Origin of the sequence: Evansella vedderi (assembly GCF_030813435.1) — a bacterium.
Taxonomy (GTDB): domain Bacteria; phylum Bacillota; class Bacilli; order Bacillales; family Salisediminibacteriaceae; genus Evansella; species Evansella vedderi.
In genome coordinates, this window is sequence record NZ_JAUSUG010000010.1 from 95,077 (window position 1) to 109,860 (window position 14,784).

Here is a 14,784-nt window from a genome sequence, read left to right on the forward strand (position 1 = left end):
TTTCCCTTTCAGGTTACAAGCGCACAACATGGGTAAACGAATCTTTAATTTCGTTTTTCGTATCAAATATTAAAGGCGCATGATCTATAATAGAGTCATAAGAAATGCTGCTATGATTGGTTAATATTACAACACAATCACTTCTGTTTAGTTGATCCGTTGTCAATTTCTGGCTGAAATATAGTTGATTATCTACCTGTAATTCATTGAGCAATGGATCATGATAACAGACATTAGCCCCCTCTGTTATCAGCTTCTTAAAAATGGTAACTGCAGGAGACTCTCGAACATCGTTAACATCCTTTTTATATGTCATGCCGATTAGCAGAATTTTGCTGTTTTTTAAATCCTTTCCTTTTGCTTTTAACAGGTTACCAATTCGCTCTACAATATATTGAGGAATGTAATCATTGATTTTCTTTGAAAGGTTAATAAATTGCGTGTCCATATTATATTGTTGAGCTTTCCATGACAAATACAAAGGATCTACTGGGATACAATGTCCACCGATTCCTGGGCCCGGGTAATAAGGAATAAAACCAAACGGTTTGCTGCTCGCTGCTTCTATAACTTCCCATATATCAATTCCCATTTCATGACATATTGCTACTGTTTCATTCATAAATGAAATGTTAATAAATCGTTGAGCGTTTTCCAAAAGTTTCGTCATTTCAGCTGCTTTTGGGGAAGAAACTTGGACGACTTTCTTAAACACTTGACGATATAGTTTGTTGATCTCTTCCAAGCATCTATCTGTTACTCCACTTACCACTTTCGGAATGTCTTCAAGCAAGTATTGCTTATTTCCAGGATCTATTCTTTCTGGTGAATAACCGATGAAATAATCAACACCTACTCTTTTGCCATTTTGTTCAAGTATTGGAACAATAACCTCTTCCGTTGTCCCTGGATAGGTTGAGCTTTCTAATACGATAAGTTGACCTTTATTAACATATGGAGATATAGATTTTAATGCTATTTGAATATAGCTTAAATCAGGGTATTGATAGTCTCTTAAAGGGGTTGGTAGACAAAGTATGCAAGCATTTGCATCATTAACCTTATGAAATTGATCGGTGACTTCAAAAGATCCTGTTTTAAATAACTGTTGGATAACGGAATCGTCAATATCTGCTAAATAGCTTTTACCTTGTTTGAGACTTTCCAGTTTTTTATTATCAATATCAATTCCTATAACATGAAAGCCATTTTGAACAAATAACTGTGCTACAGGAATACCAACATAGCCTAATCCTATAATCGCAATTTTGCTGAACCTTTCCTCATTGGATTGTTGCATGGTTAAGCGCCCCTTTAAAAACTCATTTCTTACAAGTATTTGTATGGACTACCTTTTACTTTGGTGATGGTCACTTATATTAAATTCTTAAAAATAGTTATGTATGGAAGGTCAAGAAAAAAGAAAAAAGAAAGAGTATCCTCCCCTTTCTTTCTATGAAAACAACAATTATTTACTTGTAATATATTTAGCATAGGCAAGAGGATTCAAGAAGGCTCTACGAATCGTAGCTTTATCATACGATTTAATTAATGCTGCCTTCGCAGATTTTGCATTACATTCAATTAGCCATAATTCCCCATCATTATTGAGGACAAAATCGATTCCTAATTCCCCAAAAAACCCGTATACATCCTCAACACCTTTATAGATCGTTATTAAAAATTTGTTTATTTTGTCCTGTATTTCCTCTAATCGTTCATCAGAATAATGTAACTTTTCCTTAAAGTAATTATCCAACGAATAAACAGAGGCGTTCGTTCTCATGCTCGTCACTGGAGATCCTGTATCACTAACTCTTACTGTTGTTGCTACAACCTCTATTTCCCCATCACCGTTACGTTGCACCTCTGCTCGCATATCTGTAATACTGTTTTGATTACTAGTTTCTCCTTCGATAGCCTGTTGTATAATAGCACTTCTTCCTTTTAGTATTTCCAGCAATCTCTGATTTAGTTCAGGTAAAGTATCAACATTCTTCACGACAAGTTGATTACTGTAATAAGAATATACAAACCCCCCTTCAGGCTTCTTGTTAACGCGGATAACGTTGCGGCTATAACGCCCTTTACAAGGCTTAATATAAATCCTATCACACTGATTAAACATATCATTTAAACTTTCTATCTGTTTATATTGAATAGTGAGGGGGAGATGCTTTACCATGTCCGTTTGCTGTACTAACCGATTATACACATCCCATTTATCAAAATCAGCTACTGGATTCAGAAATAATACCCCATACTCTTTCAGCTTATCTCGAAAAGCTTGAACACTTTTCTTCCCGTCAGATCGCCGATAATATAATACGTCCGGGAAAGGAAAATTTTTCTGTGTCCACTTTCCAGTTTTAGTACAAAAGTACGTACCTTTTATCCTTTTTTTGTTTAAATCCGCATCCTTTTTTGAAAAAAAGTATAAATCTACACCTACCTCCATATTTGCTTGACAGAGTTCGTTAATCTTATAAATAAAAGATTGTTTTTTTAGTTTTCGAATAACAGAAAGACTTACAAACACACCTACTAACGGCTTGATATCAGGCTGACTTCCAAAATGATTCCTATTTAAAAATGAAAGCATATTATTATTCACCTCCATCTTATACCTAATCTCATTGGTCTTAAAAGGAAGCCTTGTACTATAATATGAAAACTACTCATTTCCCGATTAAATATACAACTAGAATTAAAGATTTATCTAAAAAAACACAAATTCACTAGTGAAGAGATAGCTAAATACGTTCATTTAATAAAAAAGCATAAAACCTTCCAATGACTATTTAATGGAAGGTTATTTGATGTGTTCATTTTTTAGTGTATAGGCTATATTAATAAGCCTTTTTATAGGAAATCTTGACAAACCATTAGCTTCTTTAATTCTGGTGTCTTTCAATCGCCAAGCTTATTAACTTATTAATAAGCTCATGATATTTTATCCCGCTAACTTCCCATAACTTTGGATACATGCTTTGTTTTGTAAATCCTGGTAATGTGTTAATTTCATTTATAATTAAATCATTATCTTTAGTTAAAAAGAAGTCTACCCTAGCTAAACCTTCACACTGTAAAGCTTTAAATGCTTTTATTGCCTTTGTTTTGATCTCCTGGGTCACCGTATCTTCTAGTTCAGCAGGAATAATTAATTTTGTTCCCTTTTCATCCATATATTTAGCTTTATAAGAGTAAAATGAATTTTGGGTTACAATTTCTCCTGGTAAGGAAGCAATTGGCTCATCATTCCCTAACACAGCACATTCTATTTCTCTTCCAACTATTGATTCTTCCACTATAATTTTGGAATCATAACTAAATGCAATGTCTATTCCCTTATAAAATTCTTCTTCTGACACGACTTTACTAATCCCTACTGACGATCCTTGGTTAGCAGGCTTAATAAACATCGGTGTTCCTAGTACATCTTTTACTTCTTTAAAATTGATCGTTCCTTTCTTATTTTTTGTAAATGTCATGGAGTTGGCCACTTTTAACCCAGCATCCCGGAGGAGCCGTTTGGTGAAATCTTTATCCATACTGACAGCAGAAGCTAACACACTAGACCCAACAAAGGGGATATTAGCCACTCGGAATAGTCCTTGCATACTGCCGTCTTCACCTAAAGCCCCATGTACTAATGGAAATAGGACATCTATTTTTCCTAATGACTTCCCACTTTGTAATTCTAGAAATTGTCCCCCTTTTTCTCCTAAAACCAGTGCAATGGTCTTACCTGATTTTTTTAATTCTATTGAGTCTGGGCAATGGCTATTTACAAGACAGGTATCTAAATGATCATAAAGGTTCCATTCCCCATCTTTCGAAATTCCAATAAGAAGTATGTCATAATTTTCCTTATCAATGGAATCGTAAATACTTCTTACGGATTGTAATGAAACCTGGTGTTCTGTTGATTTTCCACCAAATAGTAAAGCCACTCTTTGTTTCACTTTTACTCCTCCTAAAATAAAGCTTTAGAGGTTCTTTCGAGAAATGTAATTATTTTTAACGTTTCTTTTTATTAATAGCAAGGCTGTAATTGGCTATAAATTCAGACGTATCTTTCATATACATACGGTGCGACCCTTTTACTAAAATGACGCTGTTAGGTTTAATATATTTTTTTAACGTTTTGTGTAAGGGTTCACGGTAGGTAAAGGAGTAAACGTTTTTAGACGGGTATCCCGCAGCAATAGCACCCTTTTTAATCCAACTGGCCTTTTTTCCTAAAACAAATACTTTATTGACTCCCTTCTTTGCTAGATACCTACCTACTTCTTGATGTCCTTTCTTAGTGTAAGATCCTAATTCAAGCATACTTCCTAATACTGCTATTTTTTCTTTACCCTCGCCCAGTTTCATGAGTACATCCGTTGCTGCTTTTACAGATTGAGGATTGGCATTAAAGGTATCATCTATTAAGAGAGAATTATTAGGTAGAGGAATAACTTTTAGTCTTCGAGCTGGGGCCTTGTACCTTCTTAACCCAACTCTTATTTGTGACGGAGTAAAACCTAATTTACGAGATATAGCGATGGCAAATAATGCATTGATTACATTATGTTCACCAAATGTTGGAATAAAAAAACTTTCTAATTTTTTATTTAATGAAACTTGAAAAGTCATACCATTATTTACATATTGAATATTTTTCGCCTGATAATGAGCTTTATTTTTTATACCTACTGTCACGATTTTTCCTTTAAAATTCTTTTTTGTAAGCAATTTAGAATTTTCATCATCATTATTTAACAGCAGTGTTCCCTTTGGATTCATATATTTAATCATAGCTGACTTTTTTCTAGCTGTTGCTTTTATACTATTTCCAAGTTTCCCATAATGGGCTGTTCCTACATTTGTTATAACACCAAAATTTGGTTTAATATGGCGAAAATGGTATTTACCCGCTGCCCTGCCTAAGCCCATTTCTAAAATAACGGCCTTATGGTGAGGTCTAATCGATTTGACCATTTCCTTCGTGTGCTTAGGCAAATTACGATTCCCTGGTGTTTTCAATACATTTTTCCAATTCGTTTTTAGAACAGAATAAATAAAAGCCGTCGTTGTTGATTTTCCTGCACTCCCGGTCACACCAATGACAGGAATTCTAGGGTTCCTTGATGCCATAAGCTTACCTCCTCTAAAGATTTTTTACACTTTTCTATTCGTACTTCATCTTATTGATTTAAAAGAAAGCTTGTGTAACTGATAGCCTACTTTGATTAAAAAAAGGCCTTTCTACCATAAAAAGAAACCCAGCTTCATTGGTGTTTTATTTCATTTAAAACTAGGACTTTATAATGGGAAGTTGTTCATTATTCATCATTAGTCCATACATTTTTATAACTGACACATATATTATTTTAAAGTTTAAGAGGCATAAGGTGGTGACAAAGATGAATGCTTCTTTAACCATCGGTACTTTAACCACGAAAAAATTTATAAATAAATTATTAAAACAAAAATCTCTGACAAAAGAGAATGTAAGATTAAAGTTTTATGCATTGGTTAATGAAAGTAAAAAAGCGAAAACAGATCTTTTTTTCTTTTCCATAAATGATGTAAATATAAAAAAACTTACTATTTTCGGAACTTATTATAATGAAGAAAAGAAAAAATGGCTCCAAAAAAACTTCCCTTTTCCAGATGTATTTTATAACCAAATTGCACGAGGACTTGATAACCCAGGACGTCCATTTCGTCAATTACGTAGAAAACTCATGGAACAAGGGGTTACACAACTCAACTCGAAAAACGATTTTGATAAATGGGAGCTGTACAAAGAGCTTTCTAAAATAGAGGAAGTTGATCCATACTTGCCCCGTACAAAACGATTTTATGAATATGAGGATCTTAAAAACATGATCCATGCTCATCCTTCTGTTTATGTAAAATCAATCCATGGTAGACGAGGAAAGGCCATTATGAAAATAATAAAAGATTCCCCAAGAGGCTTCCGTTGTCTGTTTTATTCATCCAAACTGGAAATATATAAAGTCGACACACTGAGGAAAGTGTTAAAAATAGTAAAAAAATTTTTTGGTGATAAAACCTTATTAATACAACAAGCAATTAATTTGTCTAGTTACACTAACCGTATATTCGATATGCGTGCCGAAATACAACGAGATGGGAGGGGAAACATTAGGATTGCTGGAATTCCTGTGCGGGTAGGCCAAAAAGACTCCCCAGTCACTAGTTCTAGAACAAAATCGGAAATCTATCCGTTTGAAACCTTCTTCAGAGAAAAACTAGGATACTCTCGGCGTGAATACAGAAAATTATTAAAGAAAGTGAATCTATTTTTAGAAACTGTCTATAAGAATACAGAAAAAATATACGGGCCTTTTGGAGAGCTTGGGATTGATTTTGGATTAGATCAGCAAGGAAGGCTCTGGCTCATCGAATGTAATGCAACATCAGGTAAAAAAGCATTTATACAAGCTTATAACGAAGATACCATCATGGAATCAAAAAGAGTTTTGTTGGAATATGCAAAGGGGCTGATTGACGAAAAAAACGATTTCCCCTGACAAAACCATTGGGATTTTAGGTGGAATGGGACCTATGGCAACAATGGATGTTTTCAGAAAGATCATCCTTCATACACAAGCGGAAAGGGATCAGGATCACCACAAAATCATCGTTATGAACAATCCTAAAATTCCTTCAAGAAATGAAGCGATCCTAAAATCTGGTCAAAGCCCTTTAGAACAATTAATCTTATCAGCGAAGGCTCTCGAAGAAGCAGGTGCAGATTTTATTATTATGCCATGCAACACTGCCCATCTTTGGTACGATGACCTTCAGAAGGAAGTAACCATTCCCATTCTAAACATGATAAAAATTACCGCTGAAACACTGAAAAATACTCCTTACAAACATAAACAAATTCTTCTTTTAGCTACTTCAGGAACCGTTTACTCTAAGTTATATCAAAAGGAACTTGAATCTGCAGGGCTTTTTCTTTGTGTTCCATCTAAATCAGAGCAAAAGATCATCTCCTCATCCATTGAAGCTGTCAAAAGGGGGTTGATTAAGAATAACCCTTATTTAAATTCTCTTAATAAAATAATAAAAAAATACTATTCAAAAAACGTCACTATTATACTCTCAGGTTGCACAGAAATTCCATTACTTTTTCCTCATTTGGAGAACAATTGTGAAAAAATAGATACGAACTTACTCCTAGCACAGGCTGCTATTCACAAAGCTAGAGAAGAGCAAAAGGTAAACAAGGTAGGTGGAATAAATATGCAGACGAAACATATTCAACTATCTGGTAAAGTTCAAGGAGTAGGGTTTAGGAGGTATACGTACAAGCAAGCCCTCCTATACAACATTGTTGGCTGGGTTAAAAATAATCCTAATGGGACAGTAGAAGTTGTTGCTCAAGGGTCTTCAGAAAACATGAAGCTTTTCATAAAAAGACTTAAAAAAGGCCCTAAAAAAGCAAGGGTTACAGAATTTAAATGTTTATCTGTGACTCATAAAACAAATTATACAAATTTTAAAATAAGATCTAAATAATTTCATAAACCACACCTAAAAAAGCAATTACTTCGTCAAGGAGAATAGTGTAATTTACCATTTGTTTTAACTATGATAATTCACCTATTTATGTAGCAGATGCCGTTACTAAATAGGAGAATGCTTATTATAGTATAGTAAGTCAATTTTAAAAAAAAAGGTGATATTAAATGCGGTCTGATACAAAAGCAAAAAAAACGATAATAGGCGTTTTATTACCAAGAACTACCATCAAGAGATTGGAACAACAAAAATCCAGCTTGCGTTGGGATGAAATGGTTCAAGCAAATAAAAGGTGGAAAACGAAACTTTATTTTTTTTGTTATGAAGATATCGATCTAAAGAACCAAACGATAAGTGGCGTTTTCTACAATGCTCGTTTAAAGAAATGGAAAAGGAAAGAATTCCCTTATCCTAATGTATTGTACCGCCGTGTAGGTAGTTTCAATAACAAGGGGAAAGAATTTAAGCAGCAGTTAGATAGTCTAGGTACAAAGATATTGAATTATGAACGTATTTTTAATAAATGGGACCTTCATCAACATTGTGAAAAAAACGAATTCCTGTGTTCTTACGTACCTACTACCATTTCTTATGAAGATTCTGAAAGCCTATTGCATATGCTTAACAAATATCGTGAACTGTATTTAAAGAAATACAGCAGTGGCCAAGGGAAGCATGTTATAAAGGTCTTAAAAAATTCAGAAAACAATTATGAATGTCACCATTTTAGAAAAAGATTAACTGTTAAAAAGTTTGAAAGCTTCTCCTCGTTAGTGAACTATATCGAGAAATTCTTTCGCAATAAAGGATTTATCATTCAGCAAGCTATTCAATTAAAATGTTATAATGGCAGGCCATTCGATATTCGAGCAGAATTACAAAGAGATAATAACAACCAAATAAATATTATAGGAATTATGGTACGTATTGGGAAAGAAAATTCACCAGTTACCACCCATGGAACTAGCTACACATTAGAGGATTTCTTTATAAATAAATTAAACTATACAGAGACAGAGTTTTCCAAACTAAACAATGAAATAAATATCTTTTTAAAAAAGGTTTACGAAAATATTGAGGAGATGTATGGATCCTGTGGTGAGTTAGGAATTGATTTTGCAATTGATCAGCAGGAAAAAATTTGGTTTATAGAAACCAATGCCCAAACGAAAAAAGTATCACTAAAGAAAGCCTATGGAAGAGAAAAAGTGTATGAATCGTATAAAAATTTACTTGGGTATGGAAAGTTAATAACGGAAAAACCTGGATTATTTATGAAATCTGCTAAAAAAACATATGACCACAAAAGCTATTCGTTAAAATAATATTTTTAAAATCGAGTAGGGGGCGCGTTTACGCGCCGACCTCTCACATTACCGTACATAAGTAACGGTCGCTTCTGACATCAAAAAAAGTGTTACGGGTAATGCCCGGAACACTTAAAATAATATTCTTTATCATTACTAGAGGAGGATTATGTTGCTAAATATATCCTCCTTCTTGATTTGCTATATATTTTGCATATTCTAAAAGGTTAACACTTGACCTTCTTAATCCCTCCTCGCCATAAGCTTTTTTCAAAGAAACTTTTGCTGACTTGGAATTGCACTCTATATACCATATCTCTCCATTTTTGTCTAAACCAAAATCGATGCCGATCTCCCCGCACACCCCATATAAACTTTCAATGGATTTATAAGCTATTTCTAAAAAATCTTTCATTTTCAAATTTATTTGTTCAAATTCTTCATCAGAATAGTCCAAGACACTTTTAAAAAAGTCTTCCGTTGTATAGCTTGATGCATGTGTAGTGATAGGAGATCCTTTTTGACCACTACGAGCACAGATTGCAATAATTTCTATCTCGCCTTGCCCATTTCTTTGAACCTCTGCCCGAAAATCAACCAAGCTATCTTCAATTGATATTAAATCAATTCCTTGCTGCATTAAAATATCATCTTTACGGAAGAATTTTTTTATTTTTTGAACAAGCTCTGATAAAGTTTCCACATTATTTCGTACCAGGCCTTTTTTAGAGTGATAACTATAGTCATAACCGTTTATTTCGTTTTTTTGAATCCTCATTACTTGTTCTCCACGGCCACATTTGTGTGCTTTTAAATAAACAGTGGTATATATATTTATCATTTCCTCTAATCCTTTTTTGTTTTTATACCGTTCTGTCCATGGTAAATAGGAGTTCATCTCATCCATTTCCTTTAAGCCTTGATAAACTTCCCATTTATTAAAGTTATTTTCATAATTTAATCGTTTGACTCCATGTTGTCTTAATTTTTCCCTTAGCTTTTTATATTTTCGACTCGTTAGACTAGGTGTCCTTCTATATAAAACATCGGGAAATGGGAACTCTCTTTCCTCCCACATGTCTGTGTCATAATTAAAATATAATCCTTTAATTTTATTATTCTCAAAGTCTATGTTTTTTAATGAACAATAAAATAAATTAGTACCAACCTCTTTGTTTGCTTCAACCAGCTTTCGCTTTAAATGTTTTTTTCGCTTTAACTTTTTCATATAACGGGAGGTTGTAAGGACCGCTATATATGGTTTGGATATAGACTCATTGTTCAAAAACATTATTTTATTCATCTGCCTTTCTTTTTATAAGTGGTAATGGATAAAAGAAGTATCATAAAAACATATCGTAGGAAATTGAGAAGATTCTAGTGCAGTGATAGAAAAAAGAGTCCTTTTAATAACGAAGGGCTGTGTTATTTTTATATATAGAACAAACATATCTAAAGGGAATTTTATTACGGTAAACCCATATATTTTTCCGATAGGGTTGAAAGTTTGCTTCTAAAAACCAAATATTTTCCTGTTCATCTATTGCAAAATCAAGCCCAAATTCAATAAAGTTGCTGGACTTGTCGGCTAATTTTTCAGCTATGTCCTTACTTAACCTATAAAGTTCTTTTTTCGTCCTTTTTGAAATTATTTTTTTCAGTGAATTAATTGTAATTCCACCTTGGTCTAAGTTAGTAACATCCCAGTTTTCTTTACCTAATCGACCTATCGCTCCCGTAACCTTCCAGAAGTCACCAGGATATTTTTGTGGAGAAACTCGTACATCGAACTTTTTATTAGTAACACGTTTCAAGTCAACTCCTTGCTGGACATAAAACTTTTCTGGCTTAGGAAAAGTTCGATTACAGAACTTCTCAAGTTCAGACTTTGGAATCTCCAATAATTGTACCGCTTGTTTATTATAAAATTTAATGATTATATTTTTCTCCTTCCTCTCGAGAGTATAAATGTTATTTCCTTTCTTGCTTCTTCTCCTTTTAATAAAAACAAATCCATATTCTCGTAATAACCTGGACAACGTTTTATAGCTTAATGGACGAGTTTTCAGAAGGTGTTTTCTAATGGAAGGAAACTGCTTTAAATACATGTGATCATCGTACTTATCCCGTTCCTTTATACTGCATGCATTGAAAAAAGTTCTGTTTTTTTCTTTTTGAAGGGTTTCTATTTTTTCTCTTTGCCTTTTATTGAAAATGGATGAATTACATTTGTAGAGGTTTATATGTGGAATAGAAACCACTTCTTCTCTTATTAGATCTTTCTTATGATCATAGACATAACCATCTACAGTTAATTTTTTCATATCGATCTTTTGAATTGAGTAAAAACAGACATCAACATGATTTTCCTTTGCTAATTTACAGTAAAAAGAATAATAATCATCTTCCCTATCCTTTATTTTTTTTTCAGAAAGGACAATGCCAATCATATATCAACCACCCCTCATCCCTTTCCATTTGACTCACTTAAAAATAAGACAGGTTCTAAATGCATATAAATCAAGAACGGAGCCTTTTATTTATAGGCTCTGTTAAAGAACTTTTTAACAAAGTTGATTTTCGCTTCAGATATTCGCTTCAATCAACATCAAAATCTAACAGCGCTTATTAATAAAATTTCATTGTTTTTTGGTTATCGTCATCTAACCTATACTATTCGCCCCCCTAGAAATTCGTATAGACAATTGTGGTTAATATTGTAAAATACTTCGCGATCTTTAAAGGAGAAATAAACCAATGATTACAATATATCCAGCAGAGATAATAAAGACCGATACAGGCGTGAGATTACAAGCCCCCTTTAAAATGAATAATATGGAAAATGTACTTTGGTATGAGGTTGAGGAGAAATATGGTGACTTTTTAACAACAGAAAGAGCCGATGCTTTTGTGGTTGGATTATTGTGGTTGGCTATTAAAAAAGTTCAAAATATTGAAGTTGTTGCTCCCATCTCAGAAAGACTGTATTTTACTTTAAATAATTACTTGATCCCTGTCTTATCAAAACAATATGGTAAAAAAACAATAAAGATTAGGTGTTCTGAACTTGCTGGGCAACCAGTAGGAAATACTGGGGCGGTTGGTACTGGACTATCCTGTGGCATCGATTCATTTAGTACCATCTGTGACCATTTGCATAGTGAATTTCAGAATTATAATATCACCCATTTCACTTTTTTTAATGTGGGATCTCATGGGGGAAAAAGAGCTCAAAAACTCTTTACAAGAAGGGCAAACAACTCGAGAGCATGCGCTAACGAGCTTGGAAAAGAGTTGATAACTATCGATAGCAATATAAGTAAAGTTTTAAGAATGCGTTTTGAGTCAACACATACCCTTCGAAGCATGTCTGCCGTGTTAACCCTTCAAAAATTATTTAACGTATATTACTATGCATCCTATGCACCGCTTGATTATTTTCATATGGATAAAAGAAATCCAGCCTATTTTGATCCCTTTACGTTGAACATGCTATCTACAGAAAGTCTACACTTGTTTTCATCAGGGGTTAACCGAACAAGATTTGAAAAAACTCGTATGGTTGCCCATTACGAACCATCCTATAAATATTTGAATGTGTGTGTGAAAAGTGCAAAAAATTGCAGTAAATGCTGGAAATGTCTTCGAACATTATTATCCTTAGAGATCATTGGGAAGTTAGATAACTATGGATCTATCTTTAATCTTAATAGGTATTATAAAGAACGGGCCAGATACATTTCTAAAGTATTAGAAAAATCCAGCTCAGATATATTTCTAAAGGAAATTCATGATGAAATGGTCCGCACAAACTTTAAAAAGTAAAAGAAACTTTACATTTCACATCTATATATTTTTCGATTTCCCGCTTCCGTACTTCCCATTAGTTGTATGGTTGAAAATATTTCTTTCAGTTCTTTTGGTACTTCAGAGTTATGAGTTGTTTCAAAATAGACAACTTTTTTCGTATGATTGATTAGGTTGTCAGCAAGAATTTTATGATTAAAATATTCTTCTCCAGCGAATACAAAGGTTGTATCCGCTTTTTCTAATTGACACGGCTGTGAGAAGTCGACATTTTTGAAATAACAAGGCTTAGCAAATAAAGTATTTGCACGTATAGCCGCAGTTAATAATTGATTACTTACATCTAGCCCCATAACCTTAGTGGCCCCTTCCATGGCAGCATAAAAGGAATACATGCCATAACCGCACCCTACATCTAATACCGTTTTGCCCTTTAAGTCTTCACTTTTTATATAAGGCAAGTTAGTTGATGAATCGTTTTTATCTAGGTTTCCTGTTATTATTTGCAACAGCTTTTGGTACGTTTTTCCATCATCGTTTACTCCAGAATATCTACTTGGTTGTTTCGTAATTTTTTTCAAATGCCTTTCCATTGATATTTCCTTTGCTTTAATCTCCCTGCCTAAATATAAACAAATAGATGCCCGATGGTTCCCATGTATAACCACATATTTCCCATCCATTCTTTTACAAACTTTAATGGGGGATTGACAACCATCATGAAGAATGTCACTTAGTAAGGTTTCAAATTTCTTTAGCTTCCTCTTCTTTTCTTCTATTCTATTTTTACGAGGTTTGAGATACCCCCAAGATGCCTGTAAATAATCTAAATATAACACGTCATTTCCTAGCAAAAACTGATAATGTGGTGTTTCGGTGAGAGGAACGGTATGGTAATGTTCCCCAAATAATTCCGCAGTCCCTATATGCTGCTGTCCAAAAAATAATTCCTTTGGGTCTATTAATCTTTCTTTCATACGTAACCCCCTTCACTAATGGTAATCTTTAAAAATTATAATACAAAAAATGAAGCCTTAATCTTTGGTGATTACATCGACGGCATCGTATAAAAGTTGATACAGTCGTTTCTCATATTCCTTTTTCTTTTCACTCATTTTCTCCCTATATTCCTTACTTTCATGGATGAGCTTATGACACTTTTCTAACACCTGTTCTCCTAATCTTGCTTCATCCGTTCTAATAACTAAATCTTCGCATTGGAGAGAAAGGGCAAAATCCATGCATTTTGCTCTATATCCAAGGGAGATAAATGGCGTACCAACTGCTGCAGAAAATACATTAGCATGCAACTTGAAATTAATGGTAAACAAGCACCTTTGTAACATTTCTCCAAGTTCCTCAATGGGATAGACAGTATCAATGAATCTCACATTCTTTCGATCATCCAAGCCTTCCACCAGCTTTTTCATTGCCGATATATCTTTATACCACATTGGGAATAGGACTATCTTAAAATCCTTTGCTAACGATGAAATGACTGATTGCATCTCCATACGGATGTTATGTTCATCCCTACCGTATAAACGATTAAACGTCGTACCCCAATTAACACCAATAACCTTGTCATTCATCCATGACAAACCTTGCTCTTCCATTATTTTTCCTGATTGCTCCTGTATAGAGAGCAATAACCCAGGATCTCCGCAGATTCCTATCTTATTACTATTGCAGCCTATTTCTTTTAGATAGTTTTTCGTATTCGGACCTCTTACACCAACAAGACAACTATTATCAACGGCCCTTCGAAGTATTTTAGCGCTTTTAGGAAGTTTTGAATGGAAATCCCCATTCCAGGTTTCTTCATTCTTCCCATCCTTGCCAGACCCCCAAATCATGGTGGGAATCCCTTGACTTTGGGCAAATAAAAGCATTTTAGCATTTTTGGAGGTTAGAAGGGAGCCACCACCTAAGACAACAAAGTTAGGATTATAGTCTAAAAGATCCTCTTTGGTAAAGGTGCCGGCGTAGACAGACTTTATCTCCACCTCTCTCTTTCTTGTTCTTGCAGCCTCTCCCATTTTTTCAACGAAAATATCACGACATACATCATCACCAAGATTACCAAAACCGACCCAACCAAGATAGAGAATTTTATTCATGA

Annotated in this window: 12 protein-coding genes; 4 read left to right on the forward strand and 8 right to left on the reverse strand. The window is 33.9% G+C overall.

Annotated features, from left to right (window positions below):
* Nucleotides 1–13: 13 nt before the first annotated feature.
* The 4 genes from J2S74_RS13295 to J2S74_RS13310 all read right to left on the reverse strand — a co-directional run bounded on the left by J2S74_RS13295 (nt 14) and on the right by J2S74_RS13310 (nt 5,142).
* Complete coding sequence (locus J2S74_RS13295) at nt 14–1,300, reverse strand: nucleotide sugar dehydrogenase (RefSeq protein WP_307326277.1); 1,287 nt, start codon at nt 1,298–1,300, stop codon at nt 14–16.
* Nucleotides 1,301–1,468: 168 nt separating this feature from the next.
* The gene (locus J2S74_RS13300) at nt 1,469–2,602 is read right to left on the reverse strand and encodes a YheC/YheD family endospore coat-associated protein (RefSeq protein ID WP_307326278.1); all 1,134 of its coding nucleotides are present in this window, start codon (nt 2,600–2,602) and stop codon (nt 1,469–1,471) included.
* A gap of 292 nt (nt 2,603–2,894) precedes the next feature.
* Entirely contained in the window at nt 2,895–3,965 is a 1,071-nt protein-coding gene (gene ddlA / locus J2S74_RS13305) for a D-alanine--D-alanine ligase (protein ID WP_307326279.1), read from the reverse strand.
* 55 nt (nt 3,966–4,020) lie between these two features.
* Nucleotides 4,021–5,142 (reverse strand): UDP-N-acetylmuramoyl-tripeptide--D-alanyl-D-alanine ligase, encoded by a 1,122-nt coding sequence (locus tag J2S74_RS13310; protein WP_307326280.1) that lies wholly within the window; start codon nt 5,140–5,142, stop codon nt 4,021–4,023.
* A 269-nt stretch (nt 5,143–5,411) separates the two neighbouring features.
* On the opposite strand from J2S74_RS13310, the gene J2S74_RS13315 reads away from it, so the two are divergent.
* From J2S74_RS13315 to J2S74_RS13325, 3 genes are all read left to right on the forward strand, one after another.
* Nucleotides 5,412–6,548: a YheC/YheD family endospore coat-associated protein gene (locus J2S74_RS13315; protein WP_307326281.1), complete on the forward strand. Its 1,137-nt coding sequence runs from the start codon at nt 5,412–5,414 to the stop codon at nt 6,546–6,548.
* The gene (gene cuyB / locus J2S74_RS13320; protein ID WP_307326282.1) at nt 6,523–7,545 is read left to right on the forward strand and encodes a cysteate racemase; all 1,023 of its coding nucleotides are present in this window, start codon (nt 6,523–6,525) and stop codon (nt 7,543–7,545) included. The genes J2S74_RS13315 and cuyB overlap by 26 nt, the downstream gene beginning before the upstream one ends.
* Before the next feature lie 170 nt (nt 7,546–7,715).
* Nucleotides 7,716–8,873: a YheC/YheD family endospore coat-associated protein gene (locus J2S74_RS13325; protein ID WP_307326283.1), complete on the forward strand. Its 1,158-nt coding sequence runs from the start codon at nt 7,716–7,718 to the stop codon at nt 8,871–8,873.
* 157 nt (nt 8,874–9,030) lie between these two features.
* On the opposite strand, the gene J2S74_RS13330 is transcribed toward J2S74_RS13325, so the two are convergent.
* Together J2S74_RS13330 and J2S74_RS13335 are read right to left on the reverse strand one after the other, a co-directional pair.
* A complete protein-coding gene (locus tag J2S74_RS13330; protein ID WP_307326284.1) occupies nt 9,031–10,083 on the reverse strand; it encodes a YheC/YheD family endospore coat-associated protein in 1,053 nt (350 codons plus the stop codon).
* 178 nt (nt 10,084–10,261) lie between these two features.
* Nucleotides 10,262–11,305, reverse strand: a complete 1,044-nt coding sequence (locus J2S74_RS13335; protein ID WP_307326285.1) for a YheC/YheD family protein — start codon at nt 11,303–11,305, stop codon at nt 10,262–10,264.
* Nucleotides 11,306–11,612: 307 nt separating this feature from the next.
* On the opposite strand from J2S74_RS13335, the gene J2S74_RS13340 reads away from it, so the two are divergent.
* Nucleotides 11,613–12,680, forward strand: a complete 1,068-nt coding sequence (locus tag J2S74_RS13340; protein ID WP_307326286.1) for a hypothetical protein — start codon at nt 11,613–11,615, stop codon at nt 12,678–12,680.
* A gap of 8 nt (nt 12,681–12,688) precedes the next feature.
* Here the strand turns inward: J2S74_RS13340 and J2S74_RS13345 are convergent, their stop codons facing one another.
* Complete coding sequence (locus J2S74_RS13345) at nt 12,689–13,639, reverse strand: methyltransferase domain-containing protein (RefSeq protein ID WP_307326287.1); 951 nt, start codon at nt 13,637–13,639, stop codon at nt 12,689–12,691.
* Nucleotides 13,640–13,696: 57 nt separating this feature from the next.
* Nucleotides 13,697–14,782, reverse strand: coding sequence for a polysaccharide pyruvyl transferase family protein (locus tag J2S74_RS13350; protein WP_307326288.1), 1,086 nt, complete (start codon nt 14,780–14,782; stop codon nt 13,697–13,699).
* Between the last annotated feature and the right edge of the window lie 2 nt (nt 14,783–14,784).

Coding starts and splice junctions, on each gene's coding strand:
- J2S74_RS13315 (WP_307326281.1), top strand. CDS start 5,412: ATGAATGCTTCTTTAACCATCGGTACTTTAACCACGAAAAAATTTATA.
- J2S74_RS13335 (WP_307326285.1), bottom strand. CDS start 11,305: ATGATTGGCATTGTCCTTTCTGAAAAAAAAATAAAGGATAGGGAAGAT.
- J2S74_RS13330 (WP_307326284.1), bottom strand. CDS start 10,083: ATGAAAAAGTTAAAGCGAAAAAAACATTTAAAGCGAAAGCTGGTTGAA.
- J2S74_RS13325 (WP_307326283.1), top strand. CDS start 7,716: ATGCGGTCTGATACAAAAGCAAAAAAAACGATAATAGGCGTTTTATTA.
- J2S74_RS13300 (WP_307326278.1), bottom strand. CDS start 2,602: ATGCTTTCATTTTTAAATAGGAATCATTTTGGAAGTCAGCCTGATATC.
- J2S74_RS13345 (WP_307326287.1), bottom strand. CDS start 13,639: ATGAAAGAAAGATTAATAGACCCAAAGGAATTATTTTTTGGACAGCAG.
- J2S74_RS13310 (WP_307326280.1), bottom strand. CDS start 5,142: ATGGCATCAAGGAACCCTAGAATTCCTGTCATTGGTGTGACCGGGAGT.
- J2S74_RS13340 (WP_307326286.1), top strand. CDS start 11,613: ATGATTACAATATATCCAGCAGAGATAATAAAGACCGATACAGGCGTG.
- J2S74_RS13295 (WP_307326277.1), bottom strand. CDS start 1,300: ATGCAACAATCCAATGAGGAAAGGTTCAGCAAAATTGCGATTATAGGA.
- J2S74_RS13350 (WP_307326288.1), bottom strand. CDS start 14,782: ATGAATAAAATTCTCTATCTTGGTTGGGTCGGTTTTGGTAATCTTGGT.